Annotated in this window: 20 protein-coding genes; 19 read left to right on the top strand and 1 reads right to left on the bottom strand. The window is 35.6% G+C overall.

The features are described 5' to 3' along the window. Positions 1-76 precede the first annotated feature (76 nt). The 16 genes from B9Y84_RS03435 to B9Y84_RS03360 all read left to right on the top strand — a co-directional run bounded on the left by B9Y84_RS03435 (position 77) and on the right by B9Y84_RS03360 (position 16,674). Positions 77-886, top strand: coding sequence for a CvfB family protein (locus B9Y84_RS03435; protein WP_085515688.1), 810 nt, complete (start codon positions 77-79; stop codon positions 884-886). Positions 887-1,006: 120 nt separating this feature from the next. Continuing rightward, positions 1,007-1,501, top strand: a complete 495-nt coding sequence (locus B9Y84_RS03430; protein ID WP_085515687.1) for a YkgJ family cysteine cluster protein — start codon at positions 1,007-1,009, stop codon at positions 1,499-1,501. A gap of 358 nt (positions 1,502-1,859) precedes the next feature. Next, complete coding sequence (holA, locus tag B9Y84_RS03425) at positions 1,860-2,882, top strand: DNA polymerase III subunit delta (RefSeq protein WP_085515686.1); 1,023 nt, start codon at positions 1,860-1,862, stop codon at positions 2,880-2,882. 246 nt (positions 2,883-3,128) lie between these two features. Continuing rightward, positions 3,129-6,197, top strand: a complete 3,069-nt coding sequence (locus B9Y84_RS03420; RefSeq protein ID WP_085515685.1) for a tetratricopeptide repeat protein — start codon at positions 3,129-3,131, stop codon at positions 6,195-6,197. Between the two features lies 1 nt (position 6,198). Continuing rightward, positions 6,199-7,887, top strand: a complete 1,689-nt coding sequence (locus B9Y84_RS03415) for a TonB-dependent receptor (RefSeq protein ID WP_139827930.1) — start codon at positions 6,199-6,201, stop codon at positions 7,885-7,887. A gap of 155 nt (positions 7,888-8,042) precedes the next feature. Beyond that, positions 8,043-8,834: an SPOR domain-containing protein gene (locus tag B9Y84_RS03410; protein ID WP_085515683.1), complete on the top strand. Its 792-nt coding sequence runs from the start codon at positions 8,043-8,045 to the stop codon at positions 8,832-8,834. A 10-nt stretch (positions 8,835-8,844) separates the two neighbouring features. Continuing rightward, on the top strand, positions 8,845-9,522 hold the full coding sequence (locus tag B9Y84_RS03405; protein WP_085515682.1) for a MotA/TolQ/ExbB proton channel family protein: 678 nt from the start codon (positions 8,845-8,847) through the stop codon (positions 9,520-9,522). A gap of 6 nt (positions 9,523-9,528) precedes the next feature. Further along, complete coding sequence (locus B9Y84_RS03400; protein WP_085515681.1) at positions 9,529-9,924, top strand: ExbD/TolR family protein; 396 nt, start codon at positions 9,529-9,531, stop codon at positions 9,922-9,924. Next, positions 9,917-10,765: a hypothetical protein gene (locus tag B9Y84_RS03395; RefSeq protein ID WP_085515680.1), complete on the top strand. Its 849-nt coding sequence runs from the start codon at positions 9,917-9,919 to the stop codon at positions 10,763-10,765. Before B9Y84_RS03400 ends, B9Y84_RS03395 begins: the two co-directional genes overlap by 8 nt. Positions 10,766-10,851: 86 nt before the next feature. Then, complete coding sequence (locus tag B9Y84_RS03390; RefSeq protein WP_317043231.1) at positions 10,852-12,156, top strand: bifunctional folylpolyglutamate synthase/dihydrofolate synthase; 1,305 nt, start codon at positions 10,852-10,854, stop codon at positions 12,154-12,156. 2 nt (positions 12,157-12,158) lie between these two features. Then, positions 12,159-12,824, top strand: a complete 666-nt coding sequence (gene trmB / locus B9Y84_RS03385; RefSeq protein ID WP_085515679.1) for a tRNA (guanosine(46)-N7)-methyltransferase TrmB — start codon at positions 12,159-12,161, stop codon at positions 12,822-12,824. Continuing rightward, positions 12,812-13,474, top strand: coding sequence for a phosphatase PAP2 family protein (locus tag B9Y84_RS03380; protein ID WP_085515678.1), 663 nt, complete (start codon positions 12,812-12,814; stop codon positions 13,472-13,474). Before trmB ends, B9Y84_RS03380 begins: the two co-directional genes overlap by 13 nt. Beyond that, positions 13,471-14,406 (top strand): succinylglutamate desuccinylase/aspartoacylase family protein, encoded by a 936-nt coding sequence (locus B9Y84_RS03375; protein WP_085515677.1) that lies wholly within the window; start codon positions 13,471-13,473, stop codon positions 14,404-14,406. Before B9Y84_RS03380 ends, B9Y84_RS03375 begins: the two co-directional genes overlap by 4 nt. A gap of 1 nt (position 14,407) precedes the next feature. Beyond that, a complete protein-coding gene (locus B9Y84_RS03370; protein WP_085515676.1) occupies positions 14,408-15,013 on the top strand; it encodes a sugar transferase in 606 nt (201 codons plus the stop codon). A gap of 168 nt (positions 15,014-15,181) precedes the next feature. After that, positions 15,182-15,886, top strand: a complete 705-nt coding sequence (locus tag B9Y84_RS03365; protein WP_085515675.1) for a response regulator transcription factor — start codon at positions 15,182-15,184, stop codon at positions 15,884-15,886. A 68-nt stretch (positions 15,887-15,954) separates the two neighbouring features. Then, positions 15,955-16,674: an SDR family oxidoreductase gene (locus B9Y84_RS03360; RefSeq protein ID WP_085515674.1), complete on the top strand. Its 720-nt coding sequence runs from the start codon at positions 15,955-15,957 to the stop codon at positions 16,672-16,674. Positions 16,675-16,735: 61 nt separating this feature from the next. Here B9Y84_RS03360 and B9Y84_RS03355 read toward each other — a convergent pair whose 3' ends face one another. Next, positions 16,736-17,593 (bottom strand): M57 family metalloprotease, encoded by an 858-nt coding sequence (locus tag B9Y84_RS03355; protein WP_085515673.1) that lies wholly within the window; start codon positions 17,591-17,593, stop codon positions 16,736-16,738. 232 nt (positions 17,594-17,825) lie between these two features. On the opposite strand from B9Y84_RS03355, the gene B9Y84_RS03350 reads away from it, so the two are divergent. The 3 genes from B9Y84_RS03350 (at position 17,826) to B9Y84_RS03340 (ending at position 22,511) form a co-directional block, all read left to right on the top strand. Beyond that, complete coding sequence (locus B9Y84_RS03350; protein ID WP_176223696.1) at positions 17,826-20,636, top strand: S8 family peptidase; 2,811 nt, start codon at positions 17,826-17,828, stop codon at positions 20,634-20,636. 124 nt (positions 20,637-20,760) lie between these two features. After that, positions 20,761-21,378, top strand: coding sequence for a DUF4159 domain-containing protein (locus tag B9Y84_RS03345; protein WP_085515671.1), 618 nt, complete (start codon positions 20,761-20,763; stop codon positions 21,376-21,378). 167 nt (positions 21,379-21,545) lie between these two features. Next, a complete protein-coding gene (locus B9Y84_RS03340) occupies positions 21,546-22,511 on the top strand; it encodes an AAA family ATPase (RefSeq protein WP_085515670.1) in 966 nt (321 codons plus the stop codon).

The following is a 22,511-nucleotide window of genomic DNA, read 5'->3' as shown; positions in this document are numbered from 1 at the left end:
TGCTTATTTACCAAAAGCTATCGACTTCGGGACCACAACTGTTTACAATTTGCTAAAACCGTCTTAACTTGCGTGCATGTTAGCATTAGGAAAATGGAATACCTTGAAGATTGTGAGAGAATCTCCGCAAGGATTATATCTCAGCGATGGAGAAGAAGATGTATTATTGCCCAATAAATATGTCCCACAGAATGTAGGTGAAGAAATAGACGTATTTGTTTATAAAGACTCCGCACAGCGTCCAATAGCCACTACTTTAAAGCCATTGGCTGAATTACATCAAGCCAGATTATTTGAAGTCATGCAAATAACAAATGTAGGAGCATTTGTCGATTGGGGCCTAGAAAAAGAACTGCTAATTCCATTTTCTGAGCAGACAGATGAATTAGAGGTTGGTGATTTAATCGTGGCTTATGTTACCTTAGATCCTAAAACTGATCGAATTGTAGCCTCTATGCACATCGAATCTTTCCTAGAGACGGGTTCTGTCGATTTGAAAGAGGGACAGGAAGTAGATTTGTTGATTTACAGAATCACAGATTTAGGTTATGAGGTGGTCATCAATCAGCAGTATAAAGGCCTTGTTTATGAAAATACCGTTTTCGATCCTTTAGATATCGGAATGGAGGGAAAAGGTAAAATAAAGTCCATCAGAGCTGATGGAAAAATGGATGTACAGTGGAAGATAGAAAAAGAGACGAAGCAAAAGGAAATCCTTGAGCTGCTCAGAGACCACAATGGTTTTATGCCTTATCATGATAAATCAAAGCCGGATGAAATTTATGACGTTTACGGGCTTAGCAAAAAGGAATTCAAAAGACAGATTGGACATTTGTATAAAGAGAAGAAAATCCAGATTAAAGAAGATGGGATTTATTTGGTGTGATAAGGCCTAATTTTGACATTAAATTGGAATATAAAATCTGTTAGCTTTGCTATTTTAAAGTTATTAAAGTAGCTCAGCTGCTAGATTAGAAACCATACAGTTTTAGACGGAATACTATATATGAGCATTGAACTATATGATGATTGGAAAGAAAACAGCATAGATTACGTTGGTCAAAACAAAGCTTTTTACCAGCAATTGCGCAAAAAGAAAAAGTTGGATGACGATTTCCATGACTTAGATGCTAAAGTTTTTGAAAAAATGGATTGTCTGGATTGTGCAAATTGTTGTAAAACTACAAGTCCTATTTTCCAGCAATCTGATATTGAAAGGGTTTCAAAGGCGCTTAAAATGAAAGTCCCTGAATTTATTGAAACCTATTTGCATATAGATGAAGATCAAGATTATGTCCTGAACGCTTCTCCTTGTCCATTTTTGGGATATGACAATAAATGCATAGTCTATAAAAATAGACCAACAGCTTGTAGAGAGTATCCACACACCAACCGAAAGAGAATGCACCAAATATTAAAGAAGACTTTCACGAATGCAGAGGTTTGTCCAGCAGTCTATCACATATTAGAGGAGATGAAAAGTAAAGAAGTTAGAAGATAGAAGCTCGAAGTGCGAACTAAGGTCAGTGCCGAAGGTTAGTCCTGGAATAGGTATGTTGAAACAGGGTAGAAATATATTGACATTGTGATTAAGGTGGAGAGAAGTTCATCTTGCGCTACAAATTTTCGCTTTAGCGAAAAACCTATTATGTTCTTTTGTTTCTATTGTGGTTATTAAAGTAGCAATTATTATAGCTTGTAAGCTGGCTTTTATAGTACCTCCTAGTATCCTAAATTTATGTTTAAAACTGATTGATACTCTCGCCTTGCGTAGTATGGAAGCAAATTCTTACTACTTGACACTGTCAACTTGATACTCCCGCAAGTAAAGTTTATATTCGCACCAATACTACAAATTTATGGCAAAATCGGCAGAACAAATATTGGCAGACCTTAAGGGGGGTAATTATGCGCCTGTTTATTTTCTACATGGGGAGGAGCCTTATTTCATTGATTTAATTAGTAATTACATTGAGAAAAATGCTTTGGATGAAGCTGAAAAGGGCTTTAATCAGCAAGTGCTATATGGAAAGGATGTAAAGCTAGATCAAGTTGTTTCAGCCTCAAGATCTTTTCCTATGATGGGGCAAAGGCAAGTAATTATTGTAAAGGAGGCGCAAAATCTAGGGGAATTTACGGAAAGTAACTTTGACTTTTCAATGTTTGAAAACTATTTAAAAAGTCCTCAACCTTCCACTGTTTTGGTCTTCTGCTATAAGCATAAAAAGCTTGATAAACGGAAGAAAATACTTAAATCTCTTGATCAATATGCTGTTCTGCTGGAATCTAACAAAATCTATGAAAATAAAGTACCCGACTGGATTCAAAACTATGTGAAGTCAAAGGGGCATAGCATCAATCGTCAAGCGCTATTACTTTTAACAGAATACATTGGAAATAATTTAGAAAGGCTTTCCAACGAAATAGACAAAGTATTAGTGAATTTTTCTGAACCGACAGAGATTAATGAAGGCTTGGTTCAAGAGTATGTTGGCATCAATAAAGATTTTAATATTTTTGAATTGCAAAATGCCATAATAAAAGGTGATTCATTGCGAGCAAATAGGATCATTAACTATTTTGCTTCGGATCCTAAAAACCATCCTGCTGTGGTTAATATCGCTTTTCTACATGCTTTTTTTGCTAAAGTATTGTTAATTCATCATTCACCTGACAAAAGCGAGCGAGGAGTAGCTTCTGCAGCTGGTGTAAATCCCTTTTTTGCAAAAGACTACTTAGCAGCCAGTAGAAGATTTAATTTGAATAAGACCATTCAGAATTTAGCCCACATTTTTCAAGCCGACTTAATGTTTAAGGGAGTTACTGCAAATATTGCAGAAGCACAACTAATGAAAGAATTGGTATACAAATTGATGCATTGAAGTTCTTAAATGAAATAATTATCAATTTATACAGTTATTTAGCAGTAATAGTAATATATAAATCAATTACTTTAAATTCCTGCTTGAAGTATTTGAAGTTTAAAATTCAGCTATCATCGGAGATTATGTAATTTGTCAAATTTGAAAAGATTAAAAGAAGAAAGCAGCTTATTATTTTTGAATGTTCCCTATAAATACAGCTAGGGGATTTGATTATATATTGAAAATTTAATCGTCACCAGAAGAATGAATAAAAAGATTCTAATTTTAGGACTCATTATTTTGTTTCCCTTTTCCTTATTCAGCCAATATGCTTTCGTAAATTCTCAGGCAGATGAGATTTATGAAGATGGCATGGAATATTTTGAACAAAAGCAATATACAGCTGCGCAAAATAAATTTGAGGAATATCAAAAGCATGTAGATAACGAAAGATTGAAAGTAGTCAATGCTGAATATTACAGTGCGTTGATTTCTATTTACTTATATCACTCGAATGGGGAAAAGCAAGTTAAGTCCTTTGTGGAATCCAATCCCACTCATCCGAAAGCTTCAGAGGCTTACTTCGAATTAGGAAACTTTTATTTTCGAGAGAAAAACTACGCCAAAGCTATTCAATACTATGAGAAGACTGCAGCAGATAAGCTTAGGGGAGAGGATAAAACGCACTTTCAATTTAAAATTGCATATGCATATTTTAGTAGAAGAGCTTTTGACGAGGCCTTACCCTACTTCAATCAATTAAAAAGAAGAGATAATCAATATCAATCAGCTGCTAACTACTATGCCGGATACATCCATTTTGAGCAAAAAAACTTCGATGAGGCGCTGATAGACTTGGAAAGAGCTGCAAAAAATGATGCTTATACAATCTCTACAGCGAATATGATAGCCAATATTTACTATCAAAAGCAAGAGTACGATAAATTAATTGCTTATGCAGAGGATTTATTACCTCGACTCAGTAGGATTGAAGCACTCAATATCAAATTGATAATAGGAGATGCTTATTTTGAGCAAAATGATTTTAAGCGAGCAAATGAATATTTTGAGGAGTATCGAAAAGAAAGTAAGAGCAAATTAGATAGAGAATTATTGTATCGAATGGGCTATGTGGCTTTACAGTTGAAAGACTTTGAAGAGGCTATTACACTTTTTGAAGCGGTAGGGATCGCAAAAGACTCTCTTTCCCAATACAATGCTTACTATTTAGGAGGATTATATCTCCGAAGAGAGAATTTCCGATTTGCATCCAATGCCTACGAGCAAGCTAAGCTTTTAAATTATAACAATGAAATAGCAGAGGAAAGTCATTTTCAATTGGCCAAATTAAATCTGCGTCAAGGAAATACGGCAAGTGCAGTAACTGAGCTTTCATCTTTTATTGAAAAGTACCCTAGAAGTAGTTATCTAACTCAGGCAAAAGAACTTTTAAGTGAGGCATACTTAAATTCAAATGCATATGATCAAGCTATTGCTTTTCTAGAGTCAATCGATAATAAATCGTTGAAGCTAAAAGAGGCCTATCAAAAAGTGACTTTTTATCAAGGGGCAGAATTCTTTAATCAAGCAGATTACTATCGTGCAATGCAGTTCTTCAAAAAATCAGTGGAGTATCCTCAAAATAAATCATTATTAGGGGAGACCTATTTCTGGATGGGAGAGTCTTTTTCTACGGGTAAGAAGTTTGAAGAAGCTATCAATTCTTATTTAAAGTCTATGAGGAATAGCACAAGTTCCGATAGCTGGTATTCAAATCTGAATTATGGCATGGCTCATGCATATTATAATGAAAAGCAATTTGAAAAATCACTTCAATACTTTAAAGATTATTTGAAAAATGGCAAATCAGCCACTTATTATGAAGATGCAGTAATCCGTTTGGCAGACTGTTATTATGTAACTAAGAATTACCCCTTGGCCATAAATTATTATCAGAAGGCTATTGACGAGAGAAATTCGAATACAGATTATGCCTTTTTCCAGAAAGGAGTAGTACATAGCATAAACGGAAATAATTCTGCTGCAAACCAAAGTTTTGATAAAGTTATCCGCGATTACAGCAGCTCAAATTACTATGATAATGCAATATTTCAGCAAGCATTGCTAGCTTTCGAATCAGGACAATATGAATCGGCTATTCAGGGATTTTCAAATTTACTTAAAAATTTACCGCAAAGCCCTCTACGCCCATTTGCTTACGCAAAGAGAGCCTTAGCATATTTTAATTTAAAGCAATACGAAAGTGCAGAGAAGGATTATACCTTAATTTTGCAGAATTACTTAACTCATGCTACTGCCAAGGGGGCATTAGCAGGTTTGCAAGATTTATACTCGTTGATGAATAAAGAGAGCGATTTAGATCAGTATCTGACTGCCTATAAGCAAGCAAATCCTAATGATGGCGAAGTAACAAAAATTGAGTTTGATGGGGCTCAGTCTCTCTATTTTAATCAAAAATATGATAGGGCAATTTCATCCTTTAAGGCATATATTGAAAATTATCCTGATCATTCTTTAGCCGCTGAGGCAAGATATTATTTAGCAGATTCATATTACAGAAATGGACAATTTGATGAAGCGCTTGACTTGTTTTATCAAGTGGTAGCAGATAATAACACTTCCTTTAATAAACGCTCTATTCAAAAGATTGCAGAAATTGAGTTGGAAAAGCAGGAATTTGACAAAGCCAGATTATATTTTACTAAACTATTGGATCAAGCAGAAAATAAAAAAGATAAGTTTAATGCATACACTGGTCTACTGGATATTGCAAAAGCAAAATCAGATTACAGTAAAATGATTTTATATGCTGATTTGATTATAGAAAAAGCTGCTATAAATGCCAATGCAATCAATGAAGCCTATCTTAATAAAGGAATGGCTAATTATTATCAAGGAAAATATGCAGAAGCGAAAATAAGTTTTCAGAAAGCAGTAGATGCTGCTCAAGATGAATTTGCTGCTGAATCTCAATACATGATAGCGCTCATGGAATACAATTCTAAAAAGCATCAAGAATCACTCAGTACGCTATTTGAATTGAACAAGAATTTTGGTTCTTACGCTGAGTGGTTGGGAAAATCATTTTTGCTTATTGCAGATAACTACTTTGCAATAGGAGAAACCTTTCAAGCGAAGGCGACCTTGAATTCTATCATTGAAAATGCTGACTCGAAAGTTCTAAAAGATGAAGCTCAGTTGAAACTCGATCTAATCAAACAAGAAGAGGAGGGGCCTGCCGATGCGCAAGATTCTACTGGAAATATGGTTGAGATGGAAGAAGTAATTGAAAATGACTCTACAAAAAATTAATATGATAAGATTTATTTTATTCCTCATTTTTTTCTTGCCAATAGCTGTTTTAGGGCAAGATAACTGGGATCAGGAAGGGGACTTGGAGGATTCTCAAGTAATTATTGAGAAGAATCGGAAGATTGATTTGCCTCGAATTAATAGGGATTTTAAAAAAGTGCCTGAAATAAAAAGTATTCAATCACCTATCGATGTTAATTTTAGTTCTCGACAATTTATTCCCAGCCTCAGCAGTTTAGCACCACGGATTAGGGTGCTAACGGTTCAAGATGAAAAGTTAGAAAAATTATACGCTAATCAAGTTAAAGTAGGTGCAGGGAACTACGGGGCATCGTATTTGGAAGGAAATTTTGCTAGTAAAAGAAATAAGGATAAAGGCTATGGGCTCCATCTTTTTCATCAAAGTTATGCTAATGGACCTATTGATAAAAGAAATTCTGGTTCTGGATATCAAAGAGTAAATCCATATGGTAAATACATATTTAGGAAAGCAATACTAAATGCTGAGGCCTACTATGAGCGTCATAATAACTATTTGTATGGGTACGATACTGCTCACTGTACAGAAGTTGATCGGGATAGTTTGCAGCGTACTTTTCACACTGTAGGTGCTTCCATCTCATTACAAGATGAAAATGAAAATAGCCCATATCATTATAATTTAGAAACAGATATCTATCAATTATTTACAAACATTAATAATTCAGAGTTTTCATTTGATTATAGCTTTCAAAATGAATTTGATTTAAATGAGGAATTTGCTTTATATCTGAATTCCGATGGGTATTTAACAAAACTTAAATTTGATCTTCTGGATTCTGCTCAAAATAGGAACCTGTTAAGGTTTAAACCAGGAATTAAGTTTGCGAAGGAAAACTTAAAAGTAGGGTTAGGTCTCAATATGGTTCATGAAAATGACACCTTAGAGGGTATGAACAAATTCCATATCTTTCCCGATTTAAACATAGTTTATACGCCTTTCGACAAATTAACTTTGTTTGCAGGAGTAAAAGGGGATGTGCGCGCTAATCGATATCGAGATTTCTTGATGGAAAATCCTTACTTGGATAATACTGTGAATGTTTACAATACGTTGATGCCTTTTCAGTTTTATGGAGGCGCCAATGGAGCTATTAGTAACTATCTAGGCTATGAAATTGGGTTTAGTGTATCATCTGTTCGCCATAATTTTGGTTATGAGGCAGTTTACAACGAAAGGGAAGGAGAAATTAGGTATAGAACAAAGTATTTCAATGATAACAATACAGAAGCTAATGTTTACGCCTCGGTTTCTACTAGTTTCAGTAAATTGAGAGCGAATCTAAGAGGAGATTACTTTTACTATAATGTAGGGGAGACGCAATTGATGCCTTTTCGTCCGAATTTTCGTTTAAAATTTAATGGGGAGTATTGGATTGCCAATAAACTAAAAATTGGATTAAATGCTCATTTGCAAGGGGCTATGAATAATGTTAATACTTTTGAGCAAGAAAATGCCATTTATTCGTTTAATATAGGCGAGTCGATTCCCCCTATCTATGATTTAGGAATAAAATTAGGATACCAGTTAAGCGATAGGAGCGGTGTTTTCTTACATGCTAATAACCTGATAGCCAATAAATACGAGTACTATTTAGGATATCCTAATCGTGGTTTTCAGCTTCTAGGCGGCTTCACATATTCATTTTAATGTTTTTAATATCAATAATTGACATTATATTTGATTCTTGTAGTTAAATCTACTTATAATTAAGTATTGATTTTATTGAATAATAATAGTTTATTGATAAAGTATTATAAATTTTTAATACTTTTAAGCTAGATAAAACCTTAAATTACCAGAATATGGCCAAAAAGGACAAAAAAGACGAAGAGTATAAGGATGAAAACTTACATAATTCTCCTGAACAGGATGATGAAGATTTCGGGCTTCCTGATTTAGATGATGAAGATGATACAGATACTACTAATGATTTTGACTCAGATGAGGATGCATCGTCTCCAGCTGAAGATTCAGAAGTAGAAACCTCATTTGATACTGCTGAAACTTCGGAAGATCCTTTCGCTTCAACTGAAGACGAGGATTTTGAGTATGACCCAAATCCTTTTGGAGACGATGATGATGAGGAAAAAGTTGAAGTTGAGGATGAAACAGCTTCTACTTATACACCACCTAAGAAACAATCAGCGGCACCAGTTATCATTACTTTATCGATCATAATCCTTTTAGCTGTTGCATTGGTTTATTTTTTCTTTTTAAGAGAGCCGGAGAAAGAGCCAGTGGTAGAGAAACAGCCTATAAAAGATACTACCTCCTACGTGGTTGAAAAACCTGTTGAGCCAGAGCCTGAGGTGATTGAGCCTGAAGAGCCGGAAGTGGGAGTGGTTAATACACTAAATTCTAGAACAGGTCGTTCATATGTTATTGTAGGTAGTTTTTTTGATGAAGATTTAGCTAAGGACTATGCAGACAAGCTTGTGAAAGAAGGTACAAATGCTTATATCATTCCGCCTTTTGGAAAAAGTAAATTCAATAGAGTAGCTATTGAAGAAACAGAGAGCTTTGCAGCAGCTAGTACTCGTGCTACGGAATTGTTAGGACAATATAAAGAACAACCTTGGCCATTGAAATATTGATATTTAAAATATGATACTATTACAAGTTACCACTGTTGCAGATTCTGCAATAGTAAACGCTTCAGATAGCAGCGTTAATTTGTTTGACTTACTTTTAAAAGGGGGATATGTTATGATTCCCCTTTTGTTATTATCAGCAGCCGCTATTGCCATTTTTGTGGAACGGGTGTTGACTATTAAAAGAAGTGCCAAAACGCCTCCAGGTTTATTGAATCAGGTGAAAGCATTGGTTACTGAGGGTAAAATTGATCAGGCAAAGATGATTTGCTCCCAAAATGAAACACCTATAGCTAAAATGCTTGAAAAGGGTGTTTCGAGAATTGGAAGTCCTTTAAAAAATATTGAGGTTTCTATTGAGAATGTGGGTAAAGTTGAGATTTACCGACTGGAAAAGAATTTGTCATTATTAGCGACTATTTCTGGTGCCGCTCCTATGATTGGGTTTTTGGGTACAGTCACCGGTATGATTCAGGCCTTTATTGCGATCGCACAAGAAGAGGGTTCAGTGAGCCCTAAATTACTTTCTGAAGGAATCTACGAAGCCATGATCACTACTGCAGTTGGTCTTTCAGTTGGTATTATTGCTTACTTAGGCTATAATTATCTGGTAACGCAAGTACAGAAGGTAATTCATAAGATGGAGTATACTTCTGTTGAATTTATTGATTTACTTCAAGAATCTAAATAAGAAGCTATGTCCATGAAATCCAGACATAATGTTGATCCTGCATTCAGCATGTCTTCGATGACAGATATAATATTTCTATTGTTGATTTTCTTTATGCTGACTTCATCCTTTATCACACCTTCAGGATTGCCGGTTAATTTACCTTCTAGTAAGTCAACAAATATCGTAATGCAAAAAGTAAGTGTAACGATAACAAAAGACATGCTTTATTTCGTTAATGATAAAAGAGTGGCTGTTTCAGATATCGAAACAGCTATAAAAAGAGAATTAAGAAATGCAGACGAAGGGGTAGTGGTACTGCATATCGATAAAAGTGTCCCCACAGAACATTTAGTTAGAGTAGCAGGTATCGCTTCGTCCTTAAAAGCAAAAGTATCGATCGCAGCACAGCCAAATGAGTGACTATGCACATAGGGAAAAGAAAAATCGGATAATTGGAATATCCGTATCTGTAGGGCTTCATATTTTGGTGCTCCTGCTATTCCTATGGGTTACCGCTTGGAAAGAACCCTATCCACCTTTGCCAGAATACGGAATTGAATTAAATATAGGGATGAACAACCAAGGATCAGGAAACGAGCCTGTTGCTGCCCAAGAACCCCAAGAACAGGAAGAAATTCCAACGGAAGAATCGGAAGAAGTTGTAGAGGAAGAAATAGAAGAAGCAACGGATGCCGAGGCTGATGATGCAGTAGAAGAAGTCTCCGAACCTGCAAATGAAGTTGTTGAAGAAGCAGTTAGCGACACCGAATCCCCAGTAAAGGTGGAAGACACACCACAAGAAAAAGCGAAGGAAACTCCTAAAAAGGAAGAAAAAATAGAAAAAAAACAAGAACCTAAAGCCAATCCAAATGCACTTTTTCCGGGCGACAGTAAATCACAGGGTGAAACCAACACTCCAAAAGGAGATCAAGGAAACCCTGAAGGGGAAGTAGATGCGGAAGCCATGATGGGTCCCCAAGGTGGCGGTAATGGAAGTAAATTATCTATGTCAGGATGGAAATGGGCTTCACCACCACGACCAGATGATCCAACTCAGCAAAACGGTAAGATAGTATTTGAAATAAGAGTTGATAATAATGGTGAAGTCATTGATGTTCGAACAGTTGAAACTACTGTTTCCCCAGAGGTTGTAAAAATCTATGAAGATGAAGTTAAAAAGTTAAGTTTTTACAGAACTTCTGAAGGCAAAACGGCTCCGCAATCTAAGGGGACTATTACATTTTTGATACGCTCAAATTAAACTGTTCACTCAAAATCTGATGATTCACTAAATTAGTGGAACTAAATCTTTCAATCACACATAATTACATTATAGAATCTTAATAAATGATGACTTATCAAGAAGCAGAAGCATTTCTTTTTGAACAGTTGCCCATGTTTCAAAGAGTGGGAGGTTCAGCCTACAAAAAAGATTTACAAAATACATTGGCATTATTAGAGGCACTTGGCAATCCTCATCAAAAGGGAAAATATATTCATGTTGCTGGGACTAACGGAAAGGGGAGCACTTCGTCCTTCTTAGCATCCGTATTAAAAGAAGCTGGCTACAAAACGGCTCTTTATACTTCTCCTCATCTTAAAAGCTTTACAGAGCGGATGAGGATAAATGGGATTCCAATTCTGCAAGAAGAGGTCATTCAATACGTTGAGAAATTTAAGCCGCTTATAAAAGAACTAAGGCCTTCATTTTTTGAATTGACTACTGCAATGGCATTTGACTACTTTGCCAAAGAGGAAGTGGATATTGCAGTAATAGAAGTGGGGATGGGAGGAAGGCTTGACTGCACCAATGTTATTCATCCCGAAGTGTCTATCATCACACAAATCGGATTAGATCACCAGCAATTTCTTGGTGATTCCTTAGAAGAAATCACAAGAGAGAAAGCAGGAGTAATAAAGAATAAAGTGCCTGTAGTCAGCTCTGTAAAAGAAAATAAACTCAGGTTAATTATTGAAGAAATAGCAGAGTCCAAAAATGCTCCTTTTTTAGAAAGTAAAGAGAGGTACGAAATTTCAGTGAAGGAACAATCGATTCCCAATTGGAAGTTTTTAGCGAAAAATCTTATTGATGAAGAAGTCTTGGAGTTTGAGTCTGGTCTTTCAGCTAGCTATCAAATACAAAACCTCGGCAGTGTTTTTTGCGCTTTAGAAGTTCTAAAGGAAAAAGGCTATTCTATCAGTAATGAAAATATAAAAGTAGGTCTAAAAAATGTCGTTCAAAACTCAGGAATAAAAGGTCGATGGCAAAGAATCCCGAATTTAGTATCAGAGGTTCCTATTATTGCAGATACGGGACACAATATAGCTGCTTTTGAATATTTAGTTAAGATGTTAGAAAAAGAAAATTGCCAACGATTACATTTTGTCTTTGCCACTGTTAATGATAAGAAGTTAGAGGGGGTTTTAGAGATTCTTCCCAAAAATGCGCTCTATTACTTCACACAGGCTAATATCCCGCGAGCGCTGAATGCAAGCGAATTAGAGAAAATAGCAAGTACATTTGGATTGAAAGGCAATAAATACCCGTCAGTCGTAGAAGCATTTGAGAAAGCGCAAAAAAATGCGAGCAATAAGGACTTAATTTTTGTAGGAGGTTCTACCTTTGCGGTAGCAGAGATTCCCAATTTGTAAATATGAGTAGACAAAAATTAAAGCGGTTTGAAGATTTGCGAAATCGCCACAATGTATTGGAGTATGATGATCAAAGATTTCCTAACATAAAATCAAACTGGGCAAAAGAGGTTTTTGCTAATAGCAATCCGATAAATTTGGAATTGGCCTGTGGAAGAGGAGAGTACTCTATTGGTTTAGCAAAGGAATTTCCCAATGAAAATTTTGTTGGAGTCGATATAAAAGGAGAGCGCTTGTGGCAAGGCAGTTCCAAAGCAATTGAGGAAGGTCTGGAAAATGTTGCTTTTGCTCGTAACTTTATTCTAGACTTAGAACAAATGTTTGTCGTGGGGGAAGTCAATGATATTTGGATTATACATCCTGACCCAAGGCCAAGAGACCGAGATGAAAAGAGAAGATTAACATTTCATCGATTTTTGGATATTTATAAGCGCATTCAGGGTGGAAAGGGACGAATATTCTTCAAAACTGATAATACCGATTTGTATCATTGGACTTTAAATGAGATTTTACCGGCACGAGATGATATTAAAGATTTGCATTTCACAGATGATTTACATAATTCTGTATATTTAAAGGAGCATTATGGGATCACTACTCGCTACGAAAGAAAATTTGCTAAAGTAGGAGAAACCATAAAATACCTAAGATTTGAATGGAAAGCATAAAAGATAAATTACAGAGCCCTGCTTTTTTAATGTATGTGCTTTATTTTTTAACAGCATTGGCAGTAGTCCTATTCCTAGAAAAAGGAACTTTTTTATTATGGTTAAATGAAAGGCATAATCCATTCGGTGATGTGTTTTTTAGCTATGTTACGCTCTTGGGTGAATGGCATATTTTTGTAATAGCTGGAGTGCTTGTTTTGCTTTATAGAATCTATTACGCTATTTTACTTACTTTAACAGGTCTCATCCATTTAGCAATTGTGCAGTTTCTTAAGATCATTGTATTTGAAGCGCACCGTCCTGCTTTGAAATATGAAGAGTCATTATCGTCTTTTAATTTGGTAGAAGGTGTTGAGCTTAGTACGTTCTACAGTATGCCAAGTGGGCACTCTGCCTCAGCTTTTGCTTTAGCCACTATCTTAATTTTACTTACTAAAAATAAATTATTGCAAGTGTTTTTAATGTTGTTAGCCATACTAGTGGCCGTATCCCGTGTGTATTTATTTCAGCATTTCATGGTAGATACTATTGTGGGTGCATCATTAGGATTACTAGTATCTGGTACTATTTGGTGGTATTTTTCATTTAAAAACCAGTCTCTACTTTACAATATCAATCCTTTACATAAAGGTTTAATTTTCAATAAATGATTATCAACGGAATAGAAATAGCTCCAGGGGAAGAAAAAGTAGTGGATGTAAATATAGCTCGACTTCCTTCTCATACCACGATCGATGTTTCCATTACAATCGCTAGATCGACTGAGCCAGGGCCAGTGCTACTCTTGATGGGTGGTTTGCATGGTGACGAGATTAATGGGTCAGAGATTGTAAGGCGAATGATCGAGAAAAATGATCATATTCCTAAAGTTGGGACGGTAATCTGCATTCCGATTATTAATGTATATGGTTTTATATATTTCTCGCGATACGTACCCGATGGGAAAGATGTGAATAGGTCATTTCCAGGTAATAAAAATGGCTCTCTTGCCTCTAGAATGGCCAATTTCCTGACAAAAGAAATTCTACCCATAATTGATTACGGTATCGATTTTCATACGGGAGGAGCTGATCGAACCAATTTTCCGCAGGTTAGATGTATGATGAAGGATAGCAAGAATGTGGAATTAGCAGAAGCTTTTCATGCACCCTTTACTTTAGATTCAAAATTCCGCCCTAATTCATTGAGGCAAGCCGCAAATAAGTTAGGTAAGAATATATTAGTGTATGAAGGTGGAGAGTCGTCTCGTTTCGATGAATATGCAATAAGGGAAGGGATAAGAGGTGCAAGAAGAATGATGCGGCATCTTGGCATGCGGGATGAAGCCGACAAGGCTGAATACGATAATTTAGTAATCAAGAATTCATCTTGGGTAAGAGCCAAAAAATCTGGAGTTTTTCTTTCAGCCGTTAAAAGCGGTGAAAAAATTAAAAAAAATCAGCTTTTGGGACATATTAATGATCCATTTGGCGGATTTAAAAATAAAGTCACTTCTGCAGTGAACGGCTATGTAATTGGGCTAAATCATAATCCTATCGTCCATGAAGGAGATGCTTTAATGCACCTTGGAGTTATCAAGTAATATGTATCGAAGTATAGTTAAACCATTTCTTGACAGGTTCACAGCTCTAATAGCATTGCTTATTGCAAGTCCGATTTTCCTTATAGTCAGCATTTTATTAGCCATTTTTCAGAATGGCAAAATCTTTTTCATACAAAAGAGACCTGGTTTAAATGCGCATATTTTTAAGCTGATTAAATTCAAAACCATGCGAGACGACAAAGATGAAACAGGATCGCTATTGTCAGATGAAAAAAGACTTACTTGGATTGGCAAATTTGTGAGAAAAACGAGCATGGACGAAATTCCGCAATTATTAAATATAATTAAAGGAGAAATGTCTTTTATTGGGCCAAGACCGCTCTTGGTTGAATATTTACCTCTATATAATGATAAGCAAAGAAAGAGACATTTTGTTACGCCAGGAATCACTGGCTGGGCACAGATTAATGGAAGGAATACCATTAGCTGGCAAAAGAAATTTGAGTATGATGTTTGGTATGTGCAACATCAATCCTTTTTATTGGATCTGAAAATTATTTTCATGACGATTTTTAAGGTTTTCAAAGCAGAGGGAATTAGCGGAAAAGGTATGGCTACCATGGAGAAGTTTAAAGGAAATGAATAATGTAAATAGTGTTCTTTATGCTAATATTAATAATTCATGCGATTTTCACACCCTATATTAAGTTTAGTTTACCTTCAAGTTATTTTCGTTTTAAGATGAATTTTTAAGAGCACAATCCAACAAAATTAGTGCTTTCTTAGAGAAGCAAATAAACGAAGTATCTAAGAAATGCAACAGCGCAAAACAGCCGTTATAGCTGATGATGATAAAGAAACATTACGGGATTTAGTAAAAATATTGGAGTCTGAAAATTTCAATGTGGCTTTGGCATTAGATACTCAACATGCAATCCAACTTATTAACAGACATCAGCCCTTGCTAGTAATTTCGGAAATTGCAAACAAGAATTATGATGGTATTAGTTTATTTAATTATTTAAAAAAAGAGGCCAGCATTTCGGAATTAGAGCCAAAAATTATAGCCCTCACTTCTAATAATGAAGAGCAAAATGAGATCCTAAGCTATGAATCTGGAATAGATTTTTTTCTAAGAAAACCCTTAAGAAAAAATGCATTCAAAAAGCGATTATTAAAGTTTTTTGGAGCAGAGGAAAATATTTTTCACTTGAAACCATTAGATGAATATGCAATAAGAGATTTATATTTTGATATGAAAAAGCGTCTCTTATTTAAGTTACCCGCCAAGGAATTGCTCCAAATCCAGTCTAAGTCGTATGAAATATTATTATTTCTTGCGCGCTTCCCTAATCAGGTTTTTTCTAGAGAGCAGCTGATGCACGTCATTTGGGGCAGCTCGTCAAAAGTAACATTACGATCTGTTGATATTCATATTTTGAAAATCAGACAACTGTTAGGTGAAGGCTACATTAAAACCATTAAAGGTGTGGGTTACCTATTTTGTGATAAAAAATAGGTTTTGCTCTTCCATTTTGTAACCAATCAAATTTGAATCAGTTGATTTAATGTAAACAAAATGTAATTATGCAAAACTTAGAAAATAAAACAGCACTTATAACAGGAGGAAGTAAAGGTATAGGATACGGGATAGCGGAAGCGCTTTTAGCAAAAGGTATTAATGTAGCCATCACTAGTAGGAGCCAAGATTCTGCAGATAAAGCAGCGGAATCTTTAGCGAAGAATGCGAAAGGTGAAGTTTTAGGACTTCAGGCAGACGTTAGATCCTTTGAAAATCAGCAAACTTGTGTAAATGCGGTCTTAGATAAATGGGGAAAGCTCGATATTGTAATTGCTAACGCCGGTTTAGGTCATTTCGCTTCAATAGATGAAATGGAAATAGATAAATGGAATGAGGTTATTGATACTAATTTAACGGGAGTTTTCTATACTATAAAATCAAGCGTAGAGGCTCTAAAGAAAAATGGAGGATATTTCTTTACTATTTCTAGTTTGGCTGGTACAAATTTCTTCCCTTCAGGTTCTGCCTACAATGCCAGTAAATTTGGCTTAACTGGTTTCACCCAATCTGTAATGTTAGATTTAAGGCAACATGGTATAAATGTTTCTACGATCATGCCAGGGTCTGTAGCTACTTATTTCAATGATCATGAACCCAATGAAGACGACTACTGGAAAATCCAAAAAGAAGATATGGGGCAAATGGTAGTTGATTTATTAGAAATGAATCCAAGAACATTACCAAGTAAAATTGAAGTTAGACCGAGCAGGCCTCCCAAAAAATAGTTTTAGAAGAAAAAAAAAGGTCAGCAACAGCTGACCTTTTCATTTATAATTTTGCTAAAGATTAGTATAGAAATTCTAAAGCTACACGATCAAAAAATCCAAATTCTCCATCTTCATTAGCACTAAAGCATGATAACATCAATGAATTCGGATCAATATCTTCTGGCGTGCCCGGTATTGGTATAGCACCTACTCCAGCAGTACCTTCGCTTCCTCCAGTTCCACAAGAGAATGAACGGTTGAACCAGTCAGTATGACGTAATCCTACAGAATGTCCCATTTCGTGTGCAATTACATGCTCTACCACATTTGTGCTAAAACTACTTGTACCTGACTGAATCTGAATGAATTTATTTGGATTACCATTACTTGGGAAGCCAGCACTACCGCCTCCTCCGCCATTCACTCTATAAACCACCATGTCGAAAGGGGAAAAGTTACTACCGAAAGTCAATGTGAAAGTTAATCCGGTGTTGAGTGCATTATAGTTATCAACTGCCCATTGCAAACCTGTTCTCATTTTCGAATCTAAACCATTTGCATTGTTTGCAGTGTAACCGATCACGTTGATTGTACTGTTTTGAGCCACTAAGTTACTCGTGCGGTACTGCTCAGCAAATCTTCCTGTATGGAAAAGTTCACTATTAGCCATTTCATCTAATTGCTTTTCAGTGATTGAAATATCACCTTCTACAACGTAATGAAATCCTTGTTCACCAGTTAACGGATTGTTGAATTTCTCACGATAGGTGTCGCTCGGATCAAAGCCAAGAGTTTGTAATTGTTCTTTGACTTTCTCAGACACTTCGTTGTTGTCAATTTGAGCTGCCATTTCTTCATCTTGCTGGCAAGAACTCATGAATACTGTTACGGCCATGAATGTAACTACATACATGATACCTTTTCTTAAATTTGTCATAAAATTTGTAAAATTTTGGTTATGTTTGCAACATATAGTTTTTATTTCGGATTGAAAAAATATTACATTAAATTATTGTATACTTATTGAATTAATTATACTGAAAATAGAAATAATTACTTATATTTAATCTAAAAATTGCCAAAACCTAATGAAGCTCAGACTGATTTGTGTACCATGCCTGATAATTCACAAAGTGATAAACTTCCTTTTATTATATTTAATGATAGGAATGGTGAATCAAGGGTTTGCTCAAATGTATGAAGAGCACCCAAAATATTCTACGAGTGCTTCAAGGATTACATCTACTAATAGTATAAAAGAAGATGTTTTCTATCGTTTAGAATGTGCGTTCGAAAATACTTGTCTTGCGAGTAATTTAAGTGGATTTAAAGTCATAAAAAGGAACTTAAATGGCTCATTTATAATTAGTATTGATCCTTCTGATTTGGATTCTGATGCTTTAGATCTCAAAAGCATAGCCTTATTTGAAACCGATAATGCTTGGAAGAAATCTTCGAATATAACAATAGCCGAGAATGAATATTTGAATGGTGAGTATTGGTTGGCAATTGAAGATGAGCAAGAATGGAGTGATTTTGAAATTAGAGAGCCAAGAATTAGTACAATTAGTGATTTTGGCAAATATGAGAAGGTTTTGATCCAGAGTCTCCAACTCGAGCATTTTTTAAATAAAGAGTTTGTAACTTACATTGAGAAAGTTTCGGCACAAGTGAAATCTGAAGCTACGGTACTAGATCTTAATTTACATCCAAATAGAATTAATACAATTCAGGCCTATTTAACTCGATTTGATGGAAGCTCTGAAAAGGTGAGCATAAAAGAGCCTTTTTATAATGTAAGTGACATTGATATTGCAGGTCGCTATGCTAATACTGGAATGGCCAGTGAATTTACGGATTCACATGCTCTGGAAATGACCACCATCATTGCAGGAAATGGAAATTCCTCATTGAATGGACTTGGTGTTGCTCCTGCGGTTATTCATACCTCCTCTTCTAATGAAGAAATTTCTCCAGATCCAGCTGAATATTTTAATTCCAATGCTATTCAGATACAGAATCATTCTTACGGAATCGATGTAGAATCTTTTTATGGAATTGGGGCTTCTCTTTACGATCAACAAGTTTATGAATCCCCTGAGATATTACATGTTTTTTCAGCTGGTAATTCTGGCTTAGAAAGTGCTGCTCATGGTAAATTTCAAGGGTTATCTGGTTATTCGAATATTACAGGAAATTCCAAGCTTGCAAAGAATGTATTGACGATCGGAGCCGTAGATACCACAATGAAAATTATACCTTTAAATAGCAATGGGCCTTCATTTGATGGTAGAATTAAACCAGAGCTTGTTGCTTATAGTATGGCTGGCACTTCAAATTCTGCTGCATATGTTAGCGGTGTCAGCGTATTGCTACAACAATCATTTCGTGATAAATTCAATAGTGCTATGCCTTCTTCCCTGGTGAAGGCATTTTTGATTAACAGCGCTGATTATACTGAAACACTTGGCCCTGATCATAAAACGGGATATGGTAGTCTAAATGCTTACAAAGCTATGCTACAACTCGAGGATGAAAAGTTTATTCAAAATGATCTGGTCGATAATGAAGAGAAGAAGTACAGCATAGCCATTCCAGAAAATGCCGTTAATTTTAAAGCCACATTAGTATGGACTGATCCGCCAGCTAATCCAAATGATCAGATAGCTTTAATTAATGATTTAAATATTCGTGTACTGGATAAAAATGCTCAATATCATATGCCTTGGGTTTTATCCGCTGAACCCAATATTGAATCCTTAAGCTCAGCCGCTGTAAAGGGTACCGATCATTTGAATAACATTGAACAAGTGCATATTGAAAAAGTTGAATCTGATACGCTAGAGATTATAATTAGTACAGAAAACCCTTTAGAATCATCGCAGTCTTTCTCAATTGTGTATGATTGGGAAGCTGAAAATGACTTTAGTTGGACGAGTCCCACCTTTAAAGACAATATTCCTTATAATGGTGAAACTGTTTCACATATAAGATGGGAGAGTAGTTACTTAGGGGAGCAAGAAGGTGATTTGTATTTTAAATTAATTCATGAATCAGATTGGAGCTTAATAGAAGAAGACATTTCTCTAAGAGCAGAGAATTATAGATGGGATCCTGAAATGGTTAATGATTTTGCGCAATTAAAAATGGCCGTTGGCGATAAGAGCTATATAAGTGATACTTTCTCTATATCTGAACCGCTGCGATTGAACGTAGGCTTTAATTGTACTGATTCATTATCTTTTTATTGGTCAAGGGTAGATCAAGTAGATGATTATGCACTCTTTAATTTGCAAGGAACTGAAATGAAATTATTTGAGCGTACGCAAGACACCGTTATCACAATTCATAAGTCAGATTTAAGTAGTTCTTTTTTAAAGATTCAGGCTTTTAAAAATGATAAATCTTTAATTCAAGGTAGGGTAATTGATTATAATTTGCAAGCTTCAAACTGTTTCTTACAGTCATATTTTGTGGAAGCTATTCAGGGAAATGGTATTAAACACAGTATTCGTTTATCATCATTCAGTGGAGTAGATAAAATTCAAATTCAGAAAAAAGATGAATTGAATGATAGCTGGAATGCACTTGCTGAAATTAAAGCTAATTCTTTCAGTTTTGAGTTTTTAGAAGAGGGTCCCAACAATGGATTTAATGAATCAAGGGTAATCATATATTTAAATAACGGGCAAACTGTGTTGAGTGAAATCCAGTCTACTTACTTTGTAACAGATGATAATTTTATACTTTATCCTAATCCTCTAGTTTTAGAAGAAGACCTGAAAGTTTTTGCAAAAGAAGCAAAAAATAGGGCAGAGATTAGTTTTTATAATATGCAGGGATTACACATTATTTCATTTCCTGTTCCAAATGATCGCAATTTTGTCGATTTGAGTTCCTTAAGAGAGGGACTATATATCTATAGAATTAAAGATACTAATAATCAATATGATCAAGGGAAAATATTGATCAGAAATTGACGCTCTTATCTTCTGATAAAAAATTGATGCTTGCAGTATTCTCCAGTAATTCACGTTTCTGACCATTTATATAAATACCTATAAATTCGTTGTTCTCATACGTAAATTCCCGTAAACTCGTGAAATGAATAATTTTTTCTTCACACGCTTGCAATATGAATCAGGAGATTGGAATGTGGACCAACGTATGCCAAGTAATCTTTTGAATTCACTGATTGAATATACCAATATGCCAGTCGATACTCAAGAAAGAGTTGTCGCTTTGAGCAGTGAGGAAATATTTGAATGCCCTTTTTGCTATTTAAGTGGACATAAATTGGTTCAATTCACACAAGCTGAGAAGGATAATTTTATTAAATATATCGATAATGGGGGTTTCATCTTTGTTGATGACTGCAATCACGATATCGATGGGCTTTTTGCCAAATCTTTCGAAAGTCAGATGGCTGAGATTTATGGAGAAGAAGCATTGCAAAAAATAGCCAATGACGATCCTATCTACTTCAGTTTCTTTGAATTTGAAGATGGCCCGCCTACCACTTCGCAAGAATTAAATGGCTGGGGCGATGACATTGTACATGATTATTTGAAGGCTATTGAAAAAGACGGAAAAATCAGAGTGCTCTACAGCAACAAAGATTACGGATGCGAATGGGATTACGATTTTAGAAACAAAAGGTGGTTGGCAGAAGATAATACTAAATTCGGGGTGAATATTGTGATGTATGCGATAGCCCCCTAACCCAAAGGGGAAATTGGAGCACTGAATGACTTTGTAAAAACTTGAATGGGGGAGATTCGATTTTTATTAAATGTAATTTTCAAGTTCCGTAGGGACGACAATAAGGTAGCATAAATAAAAGGTAAATAACCAAAGCCCGCGAATTGGCGGGGCGATATTACGGTCACATGGAAGATATACAAAATACAGTAACAAAATTTAAAGAGGCTCGAAAGGAGCTAGCAAAAGCCATCATCGGACAAGAAAACGTTGTAAGTGAGGTTTTTATGGCTTTACTTGCTGATGGACACATTTTGTTGGAGGGCGTTCCAGGTTTGGGGAAAACGCTTTTGGTGCGTTCTCTGGCTAAGGTACTGCAATTGGATTTTCATAGGGTGCAATTTACCCCTGATTTAATGCCTTCTGATATTATCGGAATGGAAGTTTTGGAAGAAGACCGAAGCACAGGGAAGCGTTTCTTCCAATTCAACAAAGGTCCCATATTTACCAATATTTTGTTGGCCGATGAAATTAATAGAACGCCACCCAAAACGCAGTCTGCTTTATTGGAAGCGATGCAGGAGCGTGAAGTCACCTATGCAGGGAAAACTTATGAATTACCTAAACCATTCTTCCTCTTAGCCACCCAAAACCCATTAGAACAATCGGGAACCTACCCCTTACCTGAAGCACAGCTAGACCGTTTTTTGTTTTATACCGTAGTGCAGTATCCTGCTGAACAAGAAGAAGTTGATATATTGGAGCTCACCACAGGGAATCAAAAAAACGAGCTAAAACCAAGCCTGACAGCAGAAGAAATTCTCAAAGCCAGAAGCTGGGTTCGGGATATTCATATTGATAAGGAATTATTGGTAAAAATTAGCCAGTTAGTACGCTCTACTCGTCCGCAAAATTCGGAAAATGATTTAGTAAAGCAATATGTGGATTGGGGAGCAGGACCAAGAGCTGGGCAGTCTATAGTCTTGGCTTCTAAGGCGCATGCTTTCTTGGCGGGTCGTCTATCGGTGATTCCTGAAGATATAAAAGCTGTTTCCTTGGCAGTATTGCGTCATAGAGTGGTGTTGAATTTTGTTGCTAAAACGGAAAAATTTACTGTGGAAGATTTAATTCCTGAATTACTCAAAAGTTTATAA

Source organism: Marivirga sericea, assembly GCF_900177665.1.
In the GTDB taxonomy this organism is placed as follows: domain Bacteria; phylum Bacteroidota; class Bacteroidia; order Cytophagales; family Cyclobacteriaceae; genus Marivirga; species Marivirga sericea.
This window is presented reverse-complemented; position numbering and strand designations above follow the sequence as displayed.

What these genes read in the sequence shown, in the direction of transcription:
- trmB (WP_085515679.1), top strand. Translation starts at nt 12,159, where the DNA reads ATGAGTAGACAAAAATTAAAGCGGTTTGAAGATTTGCGAAATCGCCAC.
- B9Y84_RS03360 (WP_085515674.1), top strand. Translation starts at nt 15,955, where the DNA reads ATGCAAAACTTAGAAAATAAAACAGCACTTATAACAGGAGGAAGTAAA.
- B9Y84_RS03410 (WP_085515683.1), top strand. Translation starts at nt 8,043, where the DNA reads ATGGCCAAAAAGGACAAAAAAGACGAAGAGTATAAGGATGAAAACTTA.
- B9Y84_RS03400 (WP_085515681.1), top strand. Translation starts at nt 9,529, where the DNA reads ATGTCCATGAAATCCAGACATAATGTTGATCCTGCATTCAGCATGTCT.
- B9Y84_RS03340 (WP_085515670.1), top strand. Translation starts at nt 21,546, where the DNA reads ATGGAAGATATACAAAATACAGTAACAAAATTTAAAGAGGCTCGAAAG.
- B9Y84_RS03345 (WP_085515671.1), top strand. Translation starts at nt 20,761, where the DNA reads ATGAATAATTTTTTCTTCACACGCTTGCAATATGAATCAGGAGATTGG.
- B9Y84_RS03370 (WP_085515676.1), top strand. Translation starts at nt 14,408, where the DNA reads ATGTATCGAAGTATAGTTAAACCATTTCTTGACAGGTTCACAGCTCTA.
- B9Y84_RS03390 (WP_317043231.1), top strand. Translation starts at nt 10,852, where the DNA reads ATGATGACTTATCAAGAAGCAGAAGCATTTCTTTTTGAACAGTTGCCC.
- B9Y84_RS03435 (WP_085515688.1), top strand. Translation starts at nt 77, where the DNA reads ATGTTAGCATTAGGAAAATGGAATACCTTGAAGATTGTGAGAGAATCT.
- B9Y84_RS03355 (WP_085515673.1), bottom strand. Translation starts at nt 17,593, where the DNA reads ATGACAAATTTAAGAAAAGGTATCATGTATGTAGTTACATTCATGGCC.
- B9Y84_RS03380 (WP_085515678.1), top strand. Translation starts at nt 12,812, where the DNA reads ATGGAAAGCATAAAAGATAAATTACAGAGCCCTGCTTTTTTAATGTAT.
- B9Y84_RS03350 (WP_176223696.1), top strand. Translation starts at nt 17,826, where the DNA reads ATGGTGAATCAAGGGTTTGCTCAAATGTATGAAGAGCACCCAAAATAT.
- B9Y84_RS03375 (WP_085515677.1), top strand. Translation starts at nt 13,471, where the DNA reads ATGATTATCAACGGAATAGAAATAGCTCCAGGGGAAGAAAAAGTAGTG.
- B9Y84_RS03405 (WP_085515682.1), top strand. Translation starts at nt 8,845, where the DNA reads ATGATACTATTACAAGTTACCACTGTTGCAGATTCTGCAATAGTAAAC.
- B9Y84_RS03365 (WP_085515675.1), top strand. Translation starts at nt 15,182, where the DNA reads ATGCAACAGCGCAAAACAGCCGTTATAGCTGATGATGATAAAGAAACA.
- B9Y84_RS03395 (WP_085515680.1), top strand. Translation starts at nt 9,917, where the DNA reads ATGAGTGACTATGCACATAGGGAAAAGAAAAATCGGATAATTGGAATA.
- B9Y84_RS03415 (WP_139827930.1), top strand. Translation starts at nt 6,199, where the DNA reads ATGATAAGATTTATTTTATTCCTCATTTTTTTCTTGCCAATAGCTGTT.
- holA (WP_085515686.1), top strand. Translation starts at nt 1,860, where the DNA reads ATGGCAAAATCGGCAGAACAAATATTGGCAGACCTTAAGGGGGGTAAT.
- B9Y84_RS03430 (WP_085515687.1), top strand. Translation starts at nt 1,007, where the DNA reads ATGAGCATTGAACTATATGATGATTGGAAAGAAAACAGCATAGATTAC.
- B9Y84_RS03420 (WP_085515685.1), top strand. Translation starts at nt 3,129, where the DNA reads ATGAATAAAAAGATTCTAATTTTAGGACTCATTATTTTGTTTCCCTTT.